The sequence below is a fragment of the Butyrivibrio sp. AE2005 genome, from assembly GCF_000686965.1.
In the GTDB taxonomy this organism is placed as follows: Bacteria; Bacillota; Clostridia; order Lachnospirales; family Lachnospiraceae; genus Butyrivibrio; species Butyrivibrio hungatei_A.
In genome coordinates this window covers 78,010-91,533 of record NZ_KK366043.1, presented here as the reverse complement: position 1 = coordinate 91,533, position 13,524 = coordinate 78,010, and the positions used below count along the sequence as shown (strand labels likewise).

14 protein-coding genes are annotated in these 13,524 nt (G+C 42.2%); 1 reads left to right on the top strand and 13 read right to left on the bottom strand.

Annotated features, from left to right (window positions below; translation table 11 throughout):
• Positions 1-11: 11 nt before the first annotated feature.
• The 9 genes from DL92_RS0116235 to mtaB form a co-directional block, all read right to left on the bottom strand.
• Entirely contained in the window at positions 12-2,123 is a 2,112-nt protein-coding gene (locus tag DL92_RS0116235) for a glutamine synthetase III family protein (RefSeq protein WP_026668304.1), read from the bottom strand.
• Between the two features lie 79 nt (positions 2,124-2,202).
• Positions 2,203-3,444 carry a peptidase U32 family protein gene (locus tag DL92_RS0116230; RefSeq protein ID WP_026656578.1) on the bottom strand — a complete coding sequence of 414 codons (1,242 nt, stop codon included), beginning with the start codon at positions 3,442-3,444 and terminating at the stop codon, positions 2,203-2,205.
• 16 nt (positions 3,445-3,460) lie between these two features.
• A complete protein-coding gene (locus DL92_RS0116225) occupies positions 3,461-4,102 on the bottom strand; it encodes an O-methyltransferase (protein WP_026668303.1) in 642 nt (213 codons plus the stop codon).
• Complete coding sequence (locus DL92_RS20530) at positions 4,095-4,634, bottom strand: endolytic transglycosylase MltG (RefSeq protein WP_051199176.1); 540 nt, start codon at positions 4,632-4,634, stop codon at positions 4,095-4,097. Before DL92_RS20530 ends, DL92_RS0116225 begins: the two co-directional genes overlap by 8 nt.
• Positions 4,635-4,677: 43 nt before the next feature.
• Entirely contained in the window at positions 4,678-6,357 is a 1,680-nt protein-coding gene (locus tag DL92_RS0116215; protein ID WP_026656576.1) for a ribonuclease J, read from the bottom strand.
• Between the two features lie 58 nt (positions 6,358-6,415).
• A complete protein-coding gene (locus DL92_RS0116210; protein WP_026514412.1) occupies positions 6,416-6,679 on the bottom strand; it encodes a DUF1292 domain-containing protein in 264 nt (87 codons plus the stop codon).
• A gap of 12 nt (positions 6,680-6,691) precedes the next feature.
• Positions 6,692-7,114, bottom strand: coding sequence for a Holliday junction resolvase RuvX (ruvX, locus tag DL92_RS0116205; protein WP_026656575.1), 423 nt, complete (start codon positions 7,112-7,114; stop codon positions 6,692-6,694).
• Positions 7,115-7,130: 16 nt separating this feature from the next.
• The gene (locus DL92_RS0116200; protein ID WP_026668302.1) at positions 7,131-7,406 is read right to left on the bottom strand and encodes an IreB family regulatory phosphoprotein; all 276 of its coding nucleotides are present in this window, start codon (positions 7,404-7,406) and stop codon (positions 7,131-7,133) included.
• Positions 7,407-7,513: 107 nt separating this feature from the next.
• Entirely contained in the window at positions 7,514-8,866 is a 1,353-nt protein-coding gene (gene mtaB, locus DL92_RS0116195; protein ID WP_026656572.1) for a tRNA (N(6)-L-threonylcarbamoyladenosine(37)-C(2))-methylthiotransferase MtaB, read from the bottom strand.
• Positions 8,867-8,920: 54 nt separating this feature from the next.
• On the opposite strand from mtaB, the gene DL92_RS0116190 reads away from it, so the two are divergent.
• The gene (locus tag DL92_RS0116190; protein WP_026656571.1) at positions 8,921-9,151 is read left to right on the top strand and encodes an HPr family phosphocarrier protein; all 231 of its coding nucleotides are present in this window, start codon (positions 8,921-8,923) and stop codon (positions 9,149-9,151) included.
• 74 nt (positions 9,152-9,225) lie between these two features.
• Here the strand turns inward: DL92_RS0116190 and thiI are convergent, their stop codons facing one another.
• From thiI to prmA, 4 genes are read right to left on the bottom strand one after another with little or no spacing between them, the layout of a single operon-like run.
• Positions 9,226-10,428, bottom strand: coding sequence for a tRNA uracil 4-sulfurtransferase ThiI (thiI, locus tag DL92_RS0116185; RefSeq protein ID WP_026656570.1), 1,203 nt, complete (start codon positions 10,426-10,428; stop codon positions 9,226-9,228).
• A 23-nt stretch (positions 10,429-10,451) separates the two neighbouring features.
• Complete coding sequence (locus DL92_RS0116180; protein ID WP_026668301.1) at positions 10,452-11,609, bottom strand: cysteine desulfurase family protein; 1,158 nt, start codon at positions 11,607-11,609, stop codon at positions 10,452-10,454.
• Positions 11,610-11,612: 3 nt separating this feature from the next.
• Entirely contained in the window at positions 11,613-12,365 is a 753-nt protein-coding gene (locus DL92_RS0116175) for an RsmE family RNA methyltransferase (protein WP_026668300.1), read from the bottom strand.
• On the bottom strand, positions 12,365-13,402 hold the full coding sequence (gene prmA, locus DL92_RS0116170; protein ID WP_026668299.1) for a 50S ribosomal protein L11 methyltransferase: 1,038 nt from the start codon (positions 13,400-13,402) through the stop codon (positions 12,365-12,367). The genes DL92_RS0116175 and prmA overlap by 1 nt, the downstream gene beginning before the upstream one ends.
• Between the last annotated feature and the right edge of the window lie 122 nt (positions 13,403-13,524).

Genomic DNA, 13,524 nt, shown 5'->3' with positions numbered 1-13,524 from the left:
TAGCCTAAATATCAGCCCTCAAAGAGAAGATCTGCGTATGTAGGAATAGGCCAGTCTTTCTTATCTACGAGCATCTCGAGCTTATCGGCAGGAGTTCTGAGAGCTTCCATGATAGGAAGAACTTTATCCTTGTAGAAGAAAGCAAGTTCGCGCTGATCTTTGATCTTGCGTGCTTTCTCTTCGCTTGCCTTAAGCTTGTCGAGAGCATCTTTCATCTTGCCAAGCTGCTCCTGGATTTCCTTGAGCTCGGCAACTTCAACAGATGCATCAACACCTGCTGCCTTGATCTGATTAACATCTGTCGCAACTCTTCCGGCATACTTCATAACAGCAGGAATGATCTGCTTCGAAGCCATATCGATCATTGTAAGTGCTTCGATGTTGATTGTCTTAGCATATGATTCAAATATGATCTCTCTTCTTGATTCAAGCTCTGTCTTTGTATAAACGCCGAATCTGTTGAAGAGATCGATAGCTTTCTCTGTCGTGAGTGTATCTGCAGCTTCAATTGTGGACTTGATATTGGGAAGTCCGCGTCTCTCAGCTTCTTTTACCCACTCGTCAGAATATCCGTCACCGTTGAAGATGATCCTCTGGTGATCTGTGAGATATTCCTTGATAAGGTCATGTACTGCCATATCGAAATCTTCAGCCTTCTCGAGGATATCGGCAGCTTCACAGAATGTCTCTGCTACGATTGTATTAAGTGTAGTGTTGGAACTTGCCATAGAATCAGAAGATCCAACCATTCTGAATTCGAACTTATTTCCTGTAAATGCAAAAGGAGATGTACGGTTTCTGTCTGTAGCATCTTTCTCAAACTGAGGAAGTGTTGAAACACCGGTCTTAAGCTTGCCGCCCTTTTTGCTGGACTTTGCAACACCTGTCTCAATAAGCTGTCTTACAACGTCCTCAAGCTGCTCTCCGAGGAATACGGAAATGATAGCCGGAGGAGCCTCGTCAGCACCGAGTCTGTGGTCGTTTCCAACGTCTGAAGCGCTCTGTCTGAGAAGATCTGCGTGTGTATCAACAGCCTTTAAGATACATGCAAGTACAAAAAGGAACTGTACGTTTTTATTGGGTGTATCACCGGGATCGAGAAGGTTTACACCGTCATCTGTGCAAAGAGACCAGTTATCATGCTTACCTGAACCGTTAACACCGGCAAAAGGCTTCTCGTGAAGAAGGCATCTCATGTGATGATGCTCAGCAACACGTTTCATGGTCTCCATAATGATCTGATTGTGATCTACAGCGATATTGGCTGTCTCATAGACGGGTGCAAGTTCATGCTGTCCGGGAGCAACCTCGTTGTGCTGTGTTTTATCGGGAACTCCGAGTTTCCAGAGCTCAACGTTGAGATCGTTCATGAACTCACCGACTCTTTCTCTGATAACTCCGAAGTAATGATCTTCCATCTCCTGTCCCTTGGGAGGCATAGCACCGAAAAGAGTTCTTCCTGTGAAAAGAAGATCCTCTCTCTTCATTGCTTTATCCCAGTCAACAAGGAAATATTCCTGTTCCGGTCCTACGGATACATTAACTTTTGTGGCTGTAGTATTACCGAAAAGCCTTACTATTCTGAGTGCCTGCTTGTTAATTGCCTCCATCGATCTAAGGAGTGGAGTCTTCTTATCAAGCGCATCTCCTGTATATGAGCAAAAGGCAGTGGGAATGCAAAGTGTAACGCCTGCTCCGGATTCCTTAAGGAATGCAGGTGAAGTGATATCCCATGTTGTATATCCTCTTGCCTCAAATGTGGCTCTGAGTCCACCTGATGGGAAAGATGAAGCATCAGGCTCACCCTTTATCAGCTCTTTTCCTGAAAAAGAAGTAAGCATCCTTCCGTCTTTATCAGCGCTTCCTACAAATGAATCATGTTTCTCGGCTGTAATACCTGTAAGTGGCTGGAACCAGTGCGTAAAATGTGTTGCTCCGTTCTCAACAGCCCACTCTTTCATAGCATTTGCGACAACATCGGCAGATTCTTTTGATAATTCTCCGCCATGCTCCGTAACGCTAACAACCTCTTTGTAAACATTCTTTGGAAGTCTTTCTCTCATCTTTGCAAGAGTAAAAACGTTCTGTCCGAATATCTCTTCTACGTTCACCCTATTGCTCATCAGTGCCCCTTTCTATACTGCAAAATTTAACTGTTTAAAAGTTTACATCAACTTTTCAAAAACTACTACCAAAATATTATTATTTTTTCTCATTTTCTTTTGAAGGGACTCTGAGTATGTCATATTTCTCCGCAGCCTCAGAAAGTTCCACATACAAAACCTGCTTGGGATGAGGGCAGGATTCCACGCTCTCTCCATCCTCGTTGTACATCGCCTTCACCGTAACTTTTACATCGGTTCCGTCAGGCTTCATGATCTCAATCTCATCTCCGACAGAGAACTTGTTTCTCTGCTCAATCTTAGCATAACCCCTGTTATCGATTTCATTCACGATTCCAAGGTAGATGTACTCATTTACATATGTATTGACGTCATAGATCTGCGTCTCATCGCTGGGCTTTCCGAAATAAAAGCCTGTCGTAAATTGTCTGTATGTGCACTTAGAAATCTGCTCCTTGTACCAGGGCATGTTCTCCCTGTACTTCTCTTCGGATTCAAAGAAATCATCTATTGCTTTTCTGTATGTTCTTGCAACAGTCGCAACATATAGAGCGGTTTTCATTCTTCCCTCAATCTTGCAACTGTCAACGCCCGCATTTACAAGCTCAGGTATATGCTCTATCATGCACAGGTCTTTGGAGTTAAAGATGTAAGTACCTCTGTCATTCTCATATACCGGAAGGTACTCGCCCGGTCTTTTTTCCTCAACAACGGCATACTTCCATCTGCAAGGATGCGTGCAAGCTCCGTGATTGGCATCTCTTCCTGTGAAATAGTTGGACAAAAGACATCTTCCCGAATATGAAATGCACATAGCCCCGTGAATGAAGCACTCCATCTCAAGATCCTCAGGAATCCTCTCCTTGATCTCTTTTATCTCATTAAGCGAAAGCTCTCTTGCCGCAACAACTCTCTTCGCGCCAAGATCATACCAGAAATTGTATGTCTCGTAGTTTGTGTTGTTAGCCTGAGTTGAAACGTGAATATCTATCTCGGGACAGATTTTTCTTGCCTTCATAAATATACCCGGATCCGCGATTATAAGCGCATCGGGCTTAAGTTCTTTTAACTCATGAAGGTATTTGTCAACGCCGTCAAGATCGTAGTTATGTGCCAAAATATTCACGGTGACATGAACTTTCACGCCGTGCTCATGGGCGAACTCTATTCCTTCTTTCATCTCCTCGGGGCTGAAATTCTTAGCCTTAGCTCTGAGCCCAAAGGCATCGCCGCCGATATAAACGGCGTCCGCTCCAAATATTACCGCAGTTTTAAGTACTTCCAAACTGCTTGCGGGAATAAGTAATTCCGGTTTTTTCATTCTAATCTCCATACCTTTACAACTTTACAGACAGTGCCATACCGTCGCCAACTGTCAAAATAACCGTGTTTAATGCATCATTGTGTTTCAGTTCATACAGATACTCTCTCATTCTTGCATGAATGGTGCGGTCTCTCCTCGTAACAGCAAATCTTGATTCTATAACATCGCCATCCTGAAGCACATTATCAGAAACGAGCAGGCCTCCCTTATTAAGTATCCTCAGACACTCGGGTAAAAAATTTATATATTGCGCTTTAGCCGCATCCATAAAAATAAAATCATACCCTTGGGAAAGCGTTTTTAAGATCTCAGTCGCATCACCCTCCAAAAGTGTGATTTTATTGTCAGAATCGTATTTTTTGAAATTCTCTTTTGCTACGGGAATTCTCTTCTCGTATTTCTCTATGGTGGTTATCTTGGTGTCTTTACCCGAATATTCCGCCATCAAAAGTGCCGAAAAGCCAACAGCGCAGCCGACCTCAAGAATATTCTCGGGTCTTGCCTGCGCCATCAGGAACTTAAGAAGTGCCTGCGTGTCCTTCCTTATAATGGGGACATCGCCGGCCTTCGCTTCTCTTTCTAGTTCATCAAGAAATGGAGTGTTACCTCTGTCCAGCGAATTGATAAACGCTGTCATCCTATCCTGATCAATCACTCTCTTTCTCTTCTCCTTCGCTTTCTTCGGTATCTTCGCCTTCTGTTTCTACAGGCTCTTCCTCTTCCTCAGGAGCAAGATCTTCCTCTTCCTCCAATGCCTTGTTTCCGCCTGAAGACGAATCGGTTGTAGCTTCTACCCATGTCTTGCCATCCTCGCTAAGTACAAGGCCTGACATTGTCTTGAGCATATCTTCGGGAGTCATCTTAGTATTAAGCTCATATGTACCGGCTTTTTCTTTTCCTTTACAATCAGAAAACTTCTCCTGCATCTTAAAGAGTCTCTTATCTTTTATAAGACCTGCATCAGCAAGCTTCTCTGCTATAGCGCCGGCATCGTCTCCGTCTTCAATGGTAACGCTGACTGTTTCTCCGTCACCGTCTCCGTCATACACTGCTGTCTGATTAAAAAGATGATAACCGTAGTAATAAGCTGTCTTTGCGCCTCCAATTATGATAAGCGCTACTACAACTACAAAAACAATCTTTGTTGTGGAATCAAAAATTCCATATCCCAGTTTTCTTGAATTCATATAGCTATTCCCCTTAAGTGATACGACAAATAACCCGTTCGTATCAGAAATTTGTGTCCATGATTATCGGCATTATCATGGGTCTTCTCTTTGTCTTCTTCCATATGTAATCGCTGAGGACTTCTTTAACAATATTCTTAAGCTTGCCCCAGTCAGTCACTCCCTTTTCAAGAGCTTCGGTAACTTCGTCCAAAACAAGATCCGTTGCATCGTCGATCAGCTTGTCCGACTCCCTTACATATACAAATCCTCTTGAAACAATACTCGGTCCGGAAACAAGCTGGCCGCTAGCCTTATCAAGTCCGAATACTACTATTACTATACCATCCTCGGCAAGGTGCTGTCTGTCTCTGAGGACAACATTTCCAACGTCTCCGACTCCAAGTCCGTCAACAAGAATTGCTCCCGCAGAAACCTTTCCTTTTACTTTAGCACTATTTTCATCAAGTTCAAGTATATCACCTGAATGCAATATGAAGATATTTTCTTTTGGTATTCCAAGTTCTTTTGCAATCTTTCTCTGTGCGATAAGATGCCTGTATTCACCGTGAACAGGGATAGAATACTTAGGCTTAACAAGCGTATAGATAAGCTTTATATCTTCCTGACACGCGTGTCCGGAAACATGTACATCCTGGAAAATTACATCAGCGCCCTTCATCTGAAGTTCATTGATTATATTTGTTACAGCCTTCTCATTTCCCGGAATCGGATGAGATGAGAAAATAACCGTATCTCCGGCACCGATAGAAATCTTTCTGTGCTGTCCGCTTGCCATTCTGCTGAGGGCAGCCATACTCTCTCCCTGACTTCCGGTTGTAATGATAACTGTCTTGTTGTCAGGATAGTTCTTGATATTATCGATATCGACAAGTGTGTCATCCGGAATCTGAAGACACTCAAGTCTCTGGGCAATATCAATGATGCTGACCATGCTTCGGCCTTCAATAACAACTTTTCTTCCGCACTTGTGTGCTGTATTTATGATCTGCTGAACTCTGTCAACGTTGGATGCGAATGTTGCGATAATTATTCTTGAATTCTCATGTTCTTCAAAAAGATTGTCAAAAGCTCTTCCGACAGTCTTCTCAGAAGCAGTAAATCCCGGTCTCTCAGCATTTGTAGAATCGCACATGATTGCCAAAACGCCCTTTTTACCAATCTCAGCAAATCTCTGAAGATCGATCGGATCTCCAAAGACGGGTGTGTAATCAACCTTGAAATCTCCGGTATGAACCACGGTTCCAGCAGGCGAATAGATTGCAAGCGCCGCTGCATCTACAATAGAATGATTTGTTCTGATGAACTCGACTCTAAACTGGCCGAGATTGATAGACTGTCCGAATTTTACAACTTTTCTTCTGGTGCTCTTAAGTAAATTATGCTCCTCGAGCTTGTGCTCGATAATTCCCATTGTAAGCCTTGTCGCATACACAGGGACATTAAGCTCATGCAAAATGTAAGGAAGCGCTCCGATGTGATCTTCGTGGCCGTGAGTGATCACAAAGCCCTTCACCTTATCGATGTTCTCCTGTAAAAAAGTAACATCGGGGATTACAAGGTCGATTCCCAACATATCGTCATCAGGGAAAGACAGACCGCAATCCACTACAATAATACTGTCTTCATATCTGAAGGCAGTGATATTCATTCCAATCTGCTCAAGACCACCCAAAGGTATGATCTGCAGTTTGGACTCGTTTTCAGTTTTTTTCTTGCTCAATAATTATTCCTCCACTTCTATGGCGGATGCGTAGAACCGGATATTAACCTTTTGCCCGTTAAATATCGAGATCTATGCCATCCTCAGAAAGCAGCTTACGAAATACACCTGCAACTGCATCCAGTTCCAAGTCGTCGTCTACAATAACATAAACCGCTTCTTCATCTTTTATATCGGAGTCGTCGCGCAAAATCAGCGCCTCTCCGTCACCATCTTCTTCATCTGTGACAAGTAAATAAGTCTTTGCACCTATCACTGTCTGCTCGAGGCAATAAAACTCTACAGCTTCACCACCGTCGGGACTAAATATAATCTTTTCCAAAATTAATCACCATTATTCTTTTCTGTTATCCAGATAATCCTGAAGGATAACTTGCGCAGCGATCATATCGACATACTCTTTTCTTTCACGACCTTTTATTCCGAGTTCGTCCATAATCTCATCGGCTGCTACTGTTGTAAGTCTTTCATCCCACATTATCACGGGGACATCGGTACGTCTTTCTATTCTATCCTTGAATTCAAGGCACAACTGCGAACGCTCAGAAGGCGTCATATCCATATTGACGGGGAGGCCCAAAACTATCTTCTCTACGCCGTAAGTGGTTATGAGTTCTTCTATGCGTGCCAGTGTTCTTCTAAGTTTGTTTTCTTCTTTCCTACGGATTATTTCTTTTCCCTGCGCAGTAAGAAGCAGCTCATCACTCAAAGCCACCCCTACAGTTCGAGATCCGTAATCAAGACCCATTATTCGCATTGATACTACTCTCTTATTATTTTCTTGCCCACTCGTTGCTCTTGATATACTCTGTAAGCATCTCTTCCACAAGTTCATCACGCTCAACCTTCATAATAAGGCTTCTTGCTCCCTTATGGCTTGTGATATAAGTCGGATCGCCTGACATAATGTAACCTACGATCTGATTAACCGGATTGTATCCTTTCTCAAGCAGGGCATCATAAACAACCGAAAGAACTTTTTTAACACCCGTATCAGGATCAGCTTCGACTTTAAAAAACTGAGTGTTACCCAAATTCTGTTCTGCCATATTTTTATCTCCATTCATCATAAAAAATTTTATATTTTGAAGCTGCCATAAACCGGCCGCTTAAATTCTGATATTTCACTATATATCTTAATATTACACTACTGTATTCAAATAAGCAATGTATCGGTATTCAGAAATCTTCTCGGAATCACCTTGGAAATCTCACCGCTTATCGCACCATAAGCGTTTGCTTCGCTCTCGGGAACCGCAACTCTGACATACCTGTCAGTATGACCGATAACATATGTAATCTTATTTATCTCTTCGGTATCTTCCCAGAGAACCGAAAGTTCTTTGCCAATGAACCCTTCTCGGTAGCTCTTTGACTGTGCTTTTGTAAGATCCAGAAGTACATCACTTCTCTCACTCTTCTGCCTGTCAGTGAGCTGTTCCTTCATTCCGGCAGCAACCGTGCCTTTTCTCGGCGAATACTTAAAGACATGTATTTCGTAGAAGTTAATGTCTTCCACAAATTTTCTGCACTCTTCAAATTCTTCCTCTGTCTCGCCCGGAAAGCCGACAATAATATCGGTTGTTATCGCAGGATCCCCGAAAACTTCTCGAAGATACTCCACTCCGTTCTTAAAATCTGCTGCCGTATAATGCCTGTTCATTCTCTTAAGAACAGAATCAGATCCGCTCTGAAGCGAAAGATGGAAATGAGGACAGAGCTTATCAAGTGCACCAAGTCTTTTGGCATTTTCTTTTGTTATGATCCTCGGTTCCAAAGAGCTTAATCTTACTCTCTCAAGACCTTCGATGTCATTTATCTTTTCCACAAGATCTATTACAGCCGATTGTCCTTTATCAACTCCGTATGAACTTATGTGGATTCCGGTAAGAACCACTTCTTTGCAGCCCTTCTGTACAAGTCCCTTTATCTCGGAAAGAATCTCTTCCATATCTCTGCTGCGTATTCTGCCTCTCGCATATGGGATAACGCAGTAAGTACAGAACTGATTGCATCCGTCCTGAATCTTGATATACGCCCTTGTTCTTCCGGGAAGTTCGTTTAGAGTCATGTCTTCATATTCGGAAGTTTTATTTATATCTATTATGGATGTTCCGCCAAGAGTCTTGTCATCAGTCTCGTTCTTGATCTCCAAAAATTCATCAAGGATCTCGACTATCTCTGACTTCTTGTTATTACCGACCGCAAGGTCTATGCATTCATCTTTTTTGACACCTTCAATACCTGTCTCAACATAACATCCGACCGCCACGACAACAGAATCGGGGTTCTCTTTTTTTGCCTTATGAAGCATCTGTCTGGACTTTCTGTCGGCGATATTTGTGACCGTACATGTATTGATAATATAGATGTCAGCCTTCTCTCCAAAAGGCACGATTATGCCGCCCGCTTCCTTGATTTTCTGGGCCATAACATCCATTTCATAGTTATTTACTTTACACCCAAGATTATGCAATGCAATCTTTAGGTTTCTGATGTTTTTTTGCATTGACTTTTACACTTTCTACGTTTACTATAAAGAAAAGAAGGAGGTATTTGCGCAATGAAGACCGTTAAGATTTCACTTAATTCAATCGACAAGGTAAAATCCTTCGTAAACGACATCACAAAGTTTGATTATGACTTCGATCTCGTTTCGGGAAGATATGTTATCGATGCTAAGTCTATTATGGGTATTTTTTCACTCGACCTTTCTAAGCCGATCGACCTTAATATCCACGCTGAGGACGGTGCAGACGAAGTTCTCGATATCTTAAAACCTTATTTGATCTGATAAAAAACATCAGATCCCCAAAAAAGATTATTCAGGTCATCCCTTATGGGATGACCTTTTTTTGCGCAGAGCACTTACTTCTCAATCACAATAACTTCATCTGTCTCAAGCGCAGTCTTCACGAGTTCATCAATCTTTTCACTGAGATTCTCTTCATGTTTTCTGATAATATCTGCCCTTGGCTTTGTAACGGGATGCTTAGCAACAAAGATCGTGCAGCAATCCTCGTATGGAAGAATAGATGTCTCATAAGCGTCAATCTTGTATGAGATATCCACAATATCCTGCTTATCAAAAGCAATAAGAGGTCTGTAAACAGGAATATCGGTAACAACTTCTCCCGTGCACATAAGACTCTGCATAGTCTGTGAAGCAACCTGTCCTATACTCTCACCTGTTACAAGTCCCATGCATCCTGAGTTCTGAGCAAGTGTATCGGCGATTCTCATCATATATCTTCTCATGATAATAGTAAGTTCATCATGAGGACACTGCTTGTAAATATACATCTGTATATCTGTAAAGTTGATGACATGAAGCTTTACTCTGCCTGTGTACTTTGCGATAACGCCTGCAAGATCGATAACTTTCTGCTTAGCCTTCTCACTTGTATAAGGAGGAGCGTTGAAATAAACAGCCTCAATATCAACACCTCTTTTTGCGATCATATATCCTGCTACAGGTGAGTCAATTCCTCCCGACAAAAGAAGCATTGCCTTTCCTGCGGTTCCAATCGGCATTCCTCCTGGTCCCGGGATAACTTCAGAAAAGATGTTGAGCTTCTCTCTGAGCTCTACATTGATAAGAATATCGGGATTATGCACGTCAACCTTCATCTCGCTGTACGCATCAAGGATTCTTGCACCGAGTTCTGCGGCAAGTTCCATAGAGTCCATGGGATAACTCTTATCAACTCTTCTTACTTTAACTTTAAATGTCTTGTTTTTTACAGGATAAACTCCGTCGACAAAATCTATTACAGCCTTCGCAACTCCGTCGACATCAGGAAGATTGTTCTCGCCGTCTCTTTCAATCGAAACCGCCGGACAGATTCCCGTAACACCAAATACAGTCTTAAGCTGTCCGACTGTCTCATCGAAATCAAAGTCCTTGGCCTCAATGTACATTCTTCCCGCAACTCTTGAAACCTCAAACTCACCGTCACACTTTGAAAGAACTCTCTTAATCTGCTTAACGAGAGCTTCCTCAAAGATATATCTGTTTTTTCCCTTAACGCCGATCTCGGCGTATTTAATTACAAAAGCATGATACTGCATATCTTTTCCTCTTTCTTAGGACATCAATGTCTATAAAACATTCGCATATTCTCAACCTGCGAGCAAAGTGTATCAAGAAAGAAATCAATTTCCTCCTTGGTTGTCATAAGAGACATGCTTATTCTTATCGTAGATTCAAGAAGTTCTCGTTCTACTCCGACCGCAACAAGTGTATCTGACACATGCGGATTATTTGATGAGCATGCGCTTCCCGCAGATACATATATTTTCTTACTGCTAAGCATATTTAGAACCGTCTCAGCCGCAAGACCTTTTATTGAAAGGCTCACAATGTGCGGCGCCCCATCTCCACAGGAAGGTCCGTTTATCTTTATATCCGTGATTCTCTCATTGAGCGAATCTATGAGATACTTCTTAAGTTCATATAACTTCTCGATTCGATTTTTGAAATCATCATGGCACATCTTTGCCGCAAGGGCAAGTCCTGCAATTCCCGGCACATTCTCAGTTCCCGATCTCATGCCCTTTTGCTGACCGCCGCCGTAGCATATAGGCACGATCTTGGTTCCTTTTTTGATGTATAAAAATCCTACGCCCTTTGGTCCGTGTATCTTGTGACCGCTCACAGACATCAGATCTATATTCATTGCTCTGGGACGAATCTGAACCTTTCCATATGCCTGAACCGCATCAACATGAAAAACAATATCTTTGTTTATAGCTTTAATAAGCTCTCCCGCTTCCGCAACCGGTTCAATCGTTCCGATCTCGTTATTTACAAACATCATAGACACAAGAATTGTGTCTTCCCTTATTGCAGCCTTAAGATCATCAAGGCTTACCTTTCCTTCGTGATCTACAGGAAGATAAGTTATCTCAAATCCCTCTTTCTGAAGGTACTCCATTGTTACAAGTACCGCAGGATGCTCGATTGATGTTGTGATGATGTGCTTTCCGCGCCATTTATTGGCTCTCGCGGCACCTATTATCGCAAAGTTATCAGACTCTGTTCCGCCTGATGTAAAAACTATCTCATTGCTGTCAACTTTAAGCGTTGCCGCAATAGTTTCCCTCGCCTGAGCAAGTCTCTCTCCCGAAACAAGTCCCATGTGATGGACACTTGAGGGATTTCCGTATTCTTCTTTCATTACCTTGGCTACAAGATCCGCAACTTCATCAAACGCCCTTGTTGTAGCCGAGTTATCCAAATATGCTTCCATTTCTCATCCTTCTAAATGATACATAAGCCATGAAATAATCGTAAAACCTGCTGTCTCTGTCCTAAGAATTCTTTTTCCCAAAGTTATCGGAAGAACGCCGTTTTCTTTTGCAAGCGCCACTTCCTCTTCGGAAAATCCGCCCTCAGGTCCGATAAATACAGCAATGTTTTCACCGGGCTTAATACCCTCGATTATCTTTTTGGTTTCATCTATATGCTCTGCAAGTTCATAGGGTATGAGCTTTACATCGAGTTCTTTTGCATACTCTATTGCCTGCTTCATTGTCATCGGTTCTTTTACAGCGGGAATGACCGCTCTCTTACTCTGCTTGGCTGCCGCTTCCGCGATTGCCTGCCATCTCTTAACTTTTGACTCAGCTTTTTTTGCATCAATCTTTACTATACACCTTTTTGTAGACATAGGTATAATCTCAAAAGCTCCGAGTTCAACAGCCTTCTGAATGATGAGCTCCATTTTGTCGACCTTAGGAAGCCCCTGGAAAAGATAGATCTTTGACGGAAGTTCATTCCCCACTTCCTCAACAAAGCAAAGCTTTCCCACAACGCTTGTCTTATTTATTTCTTCAATCTCGTAAAAGAGCTCGCGGCCGTCGTTTTCCTCTTTGATACTTACGGAAAACTGCTCACCCACTTTCATCCTAAGGACATTGGCGATGTGATTGTAATCGGATCCGACTATATCCACGCGTTTAAGATTGGGGCTCACCTGCGCGCTTTCAACAAAAAAATGATACATCAGTTTTTCCTCGATGTGATAGAAACCCAGTCTCCCTGATGATGAATCTCAAGTATCTCAAGACCCGCATCAAGATGTGCTTTTTTTACTTCTTCCTCTTTGGTATTGATGATTCCCGATGTAATATATATTCCGCCGCTCTTAAGCTGATTCAATATAACGGGAGTCAGAGGAACAAGTACATTTGCCAGTATATTCGCAACAACGATGTCATACTTATCATAGCCGACTTTATCCTGTATCTCTTTATCATCTATGATATTTCCAATCATCATGTCAAACTTATCGGGACTTATGTTGTTGTTCTCCATATTTTCTTTTACCGCGGGAACGGCACATTCATCAAGATCTGTTCCGACAGCGTGCTTTGCACCGAACATAAGAGAAAGAATGGAAAGAACTCCGCTTCCCGTTCCTACATCTAAAAGTTCCGTCTCAGGTGTAACGTACTTTCTGAGCATTCTGATGCAGAGCTGGGTAGTTTCATGCATTCCTGTTCCAAAAGCTGTTCCGGGATCTATGTGAAGAACCATCTCAGCCTTTTCTTTATCCTCATCGGTTTCTTTCTCCCATGAAGGGATAATAAGAACATCATCTATATAAAACTTATGAAAATACTGCTTCCAATTGTTGATCCAGTCAATGTCTTCCGTAACATCAACCGATATTGTTCCGTCACCGATATCTGTAAAAGCTCTGAGTTCAGCAAGCTTTTCCTTTATCTTTTCAAGCATCTCATCGGGAGTTTTCTTAACCTTTACGTACTCGCCGTTATCATCGGGATACTCAACCGTAAGCATGTCATTATCATCGATTTCCAAAAAGAAATTGAGATAAGCGATTCCCTCTTCTATACCTGTTTCTTTTTCATCAGGCTCAAGTTCCGGCGCGTCAATAAACATCTGCTCTTTATCAGATGCAGTCAAAGGTGCGTTATCCTCTATCTGCGCGCCTTCAAGACCAATGTCTTCAAGGTAACTGATTATGATATCTTCTGCCTCTTCGTTTGTACGAACTCTAAAACGCATCCATTTCATATTTTTTCACCTATATATAATTGTAAATATTTTGTGATATACGAATTGCTTCATGGCATACGCCATTCTCGCAATTCTACAGAAATTCGGAAAACGCTAATTTACTTCGTAAATTGCTATTT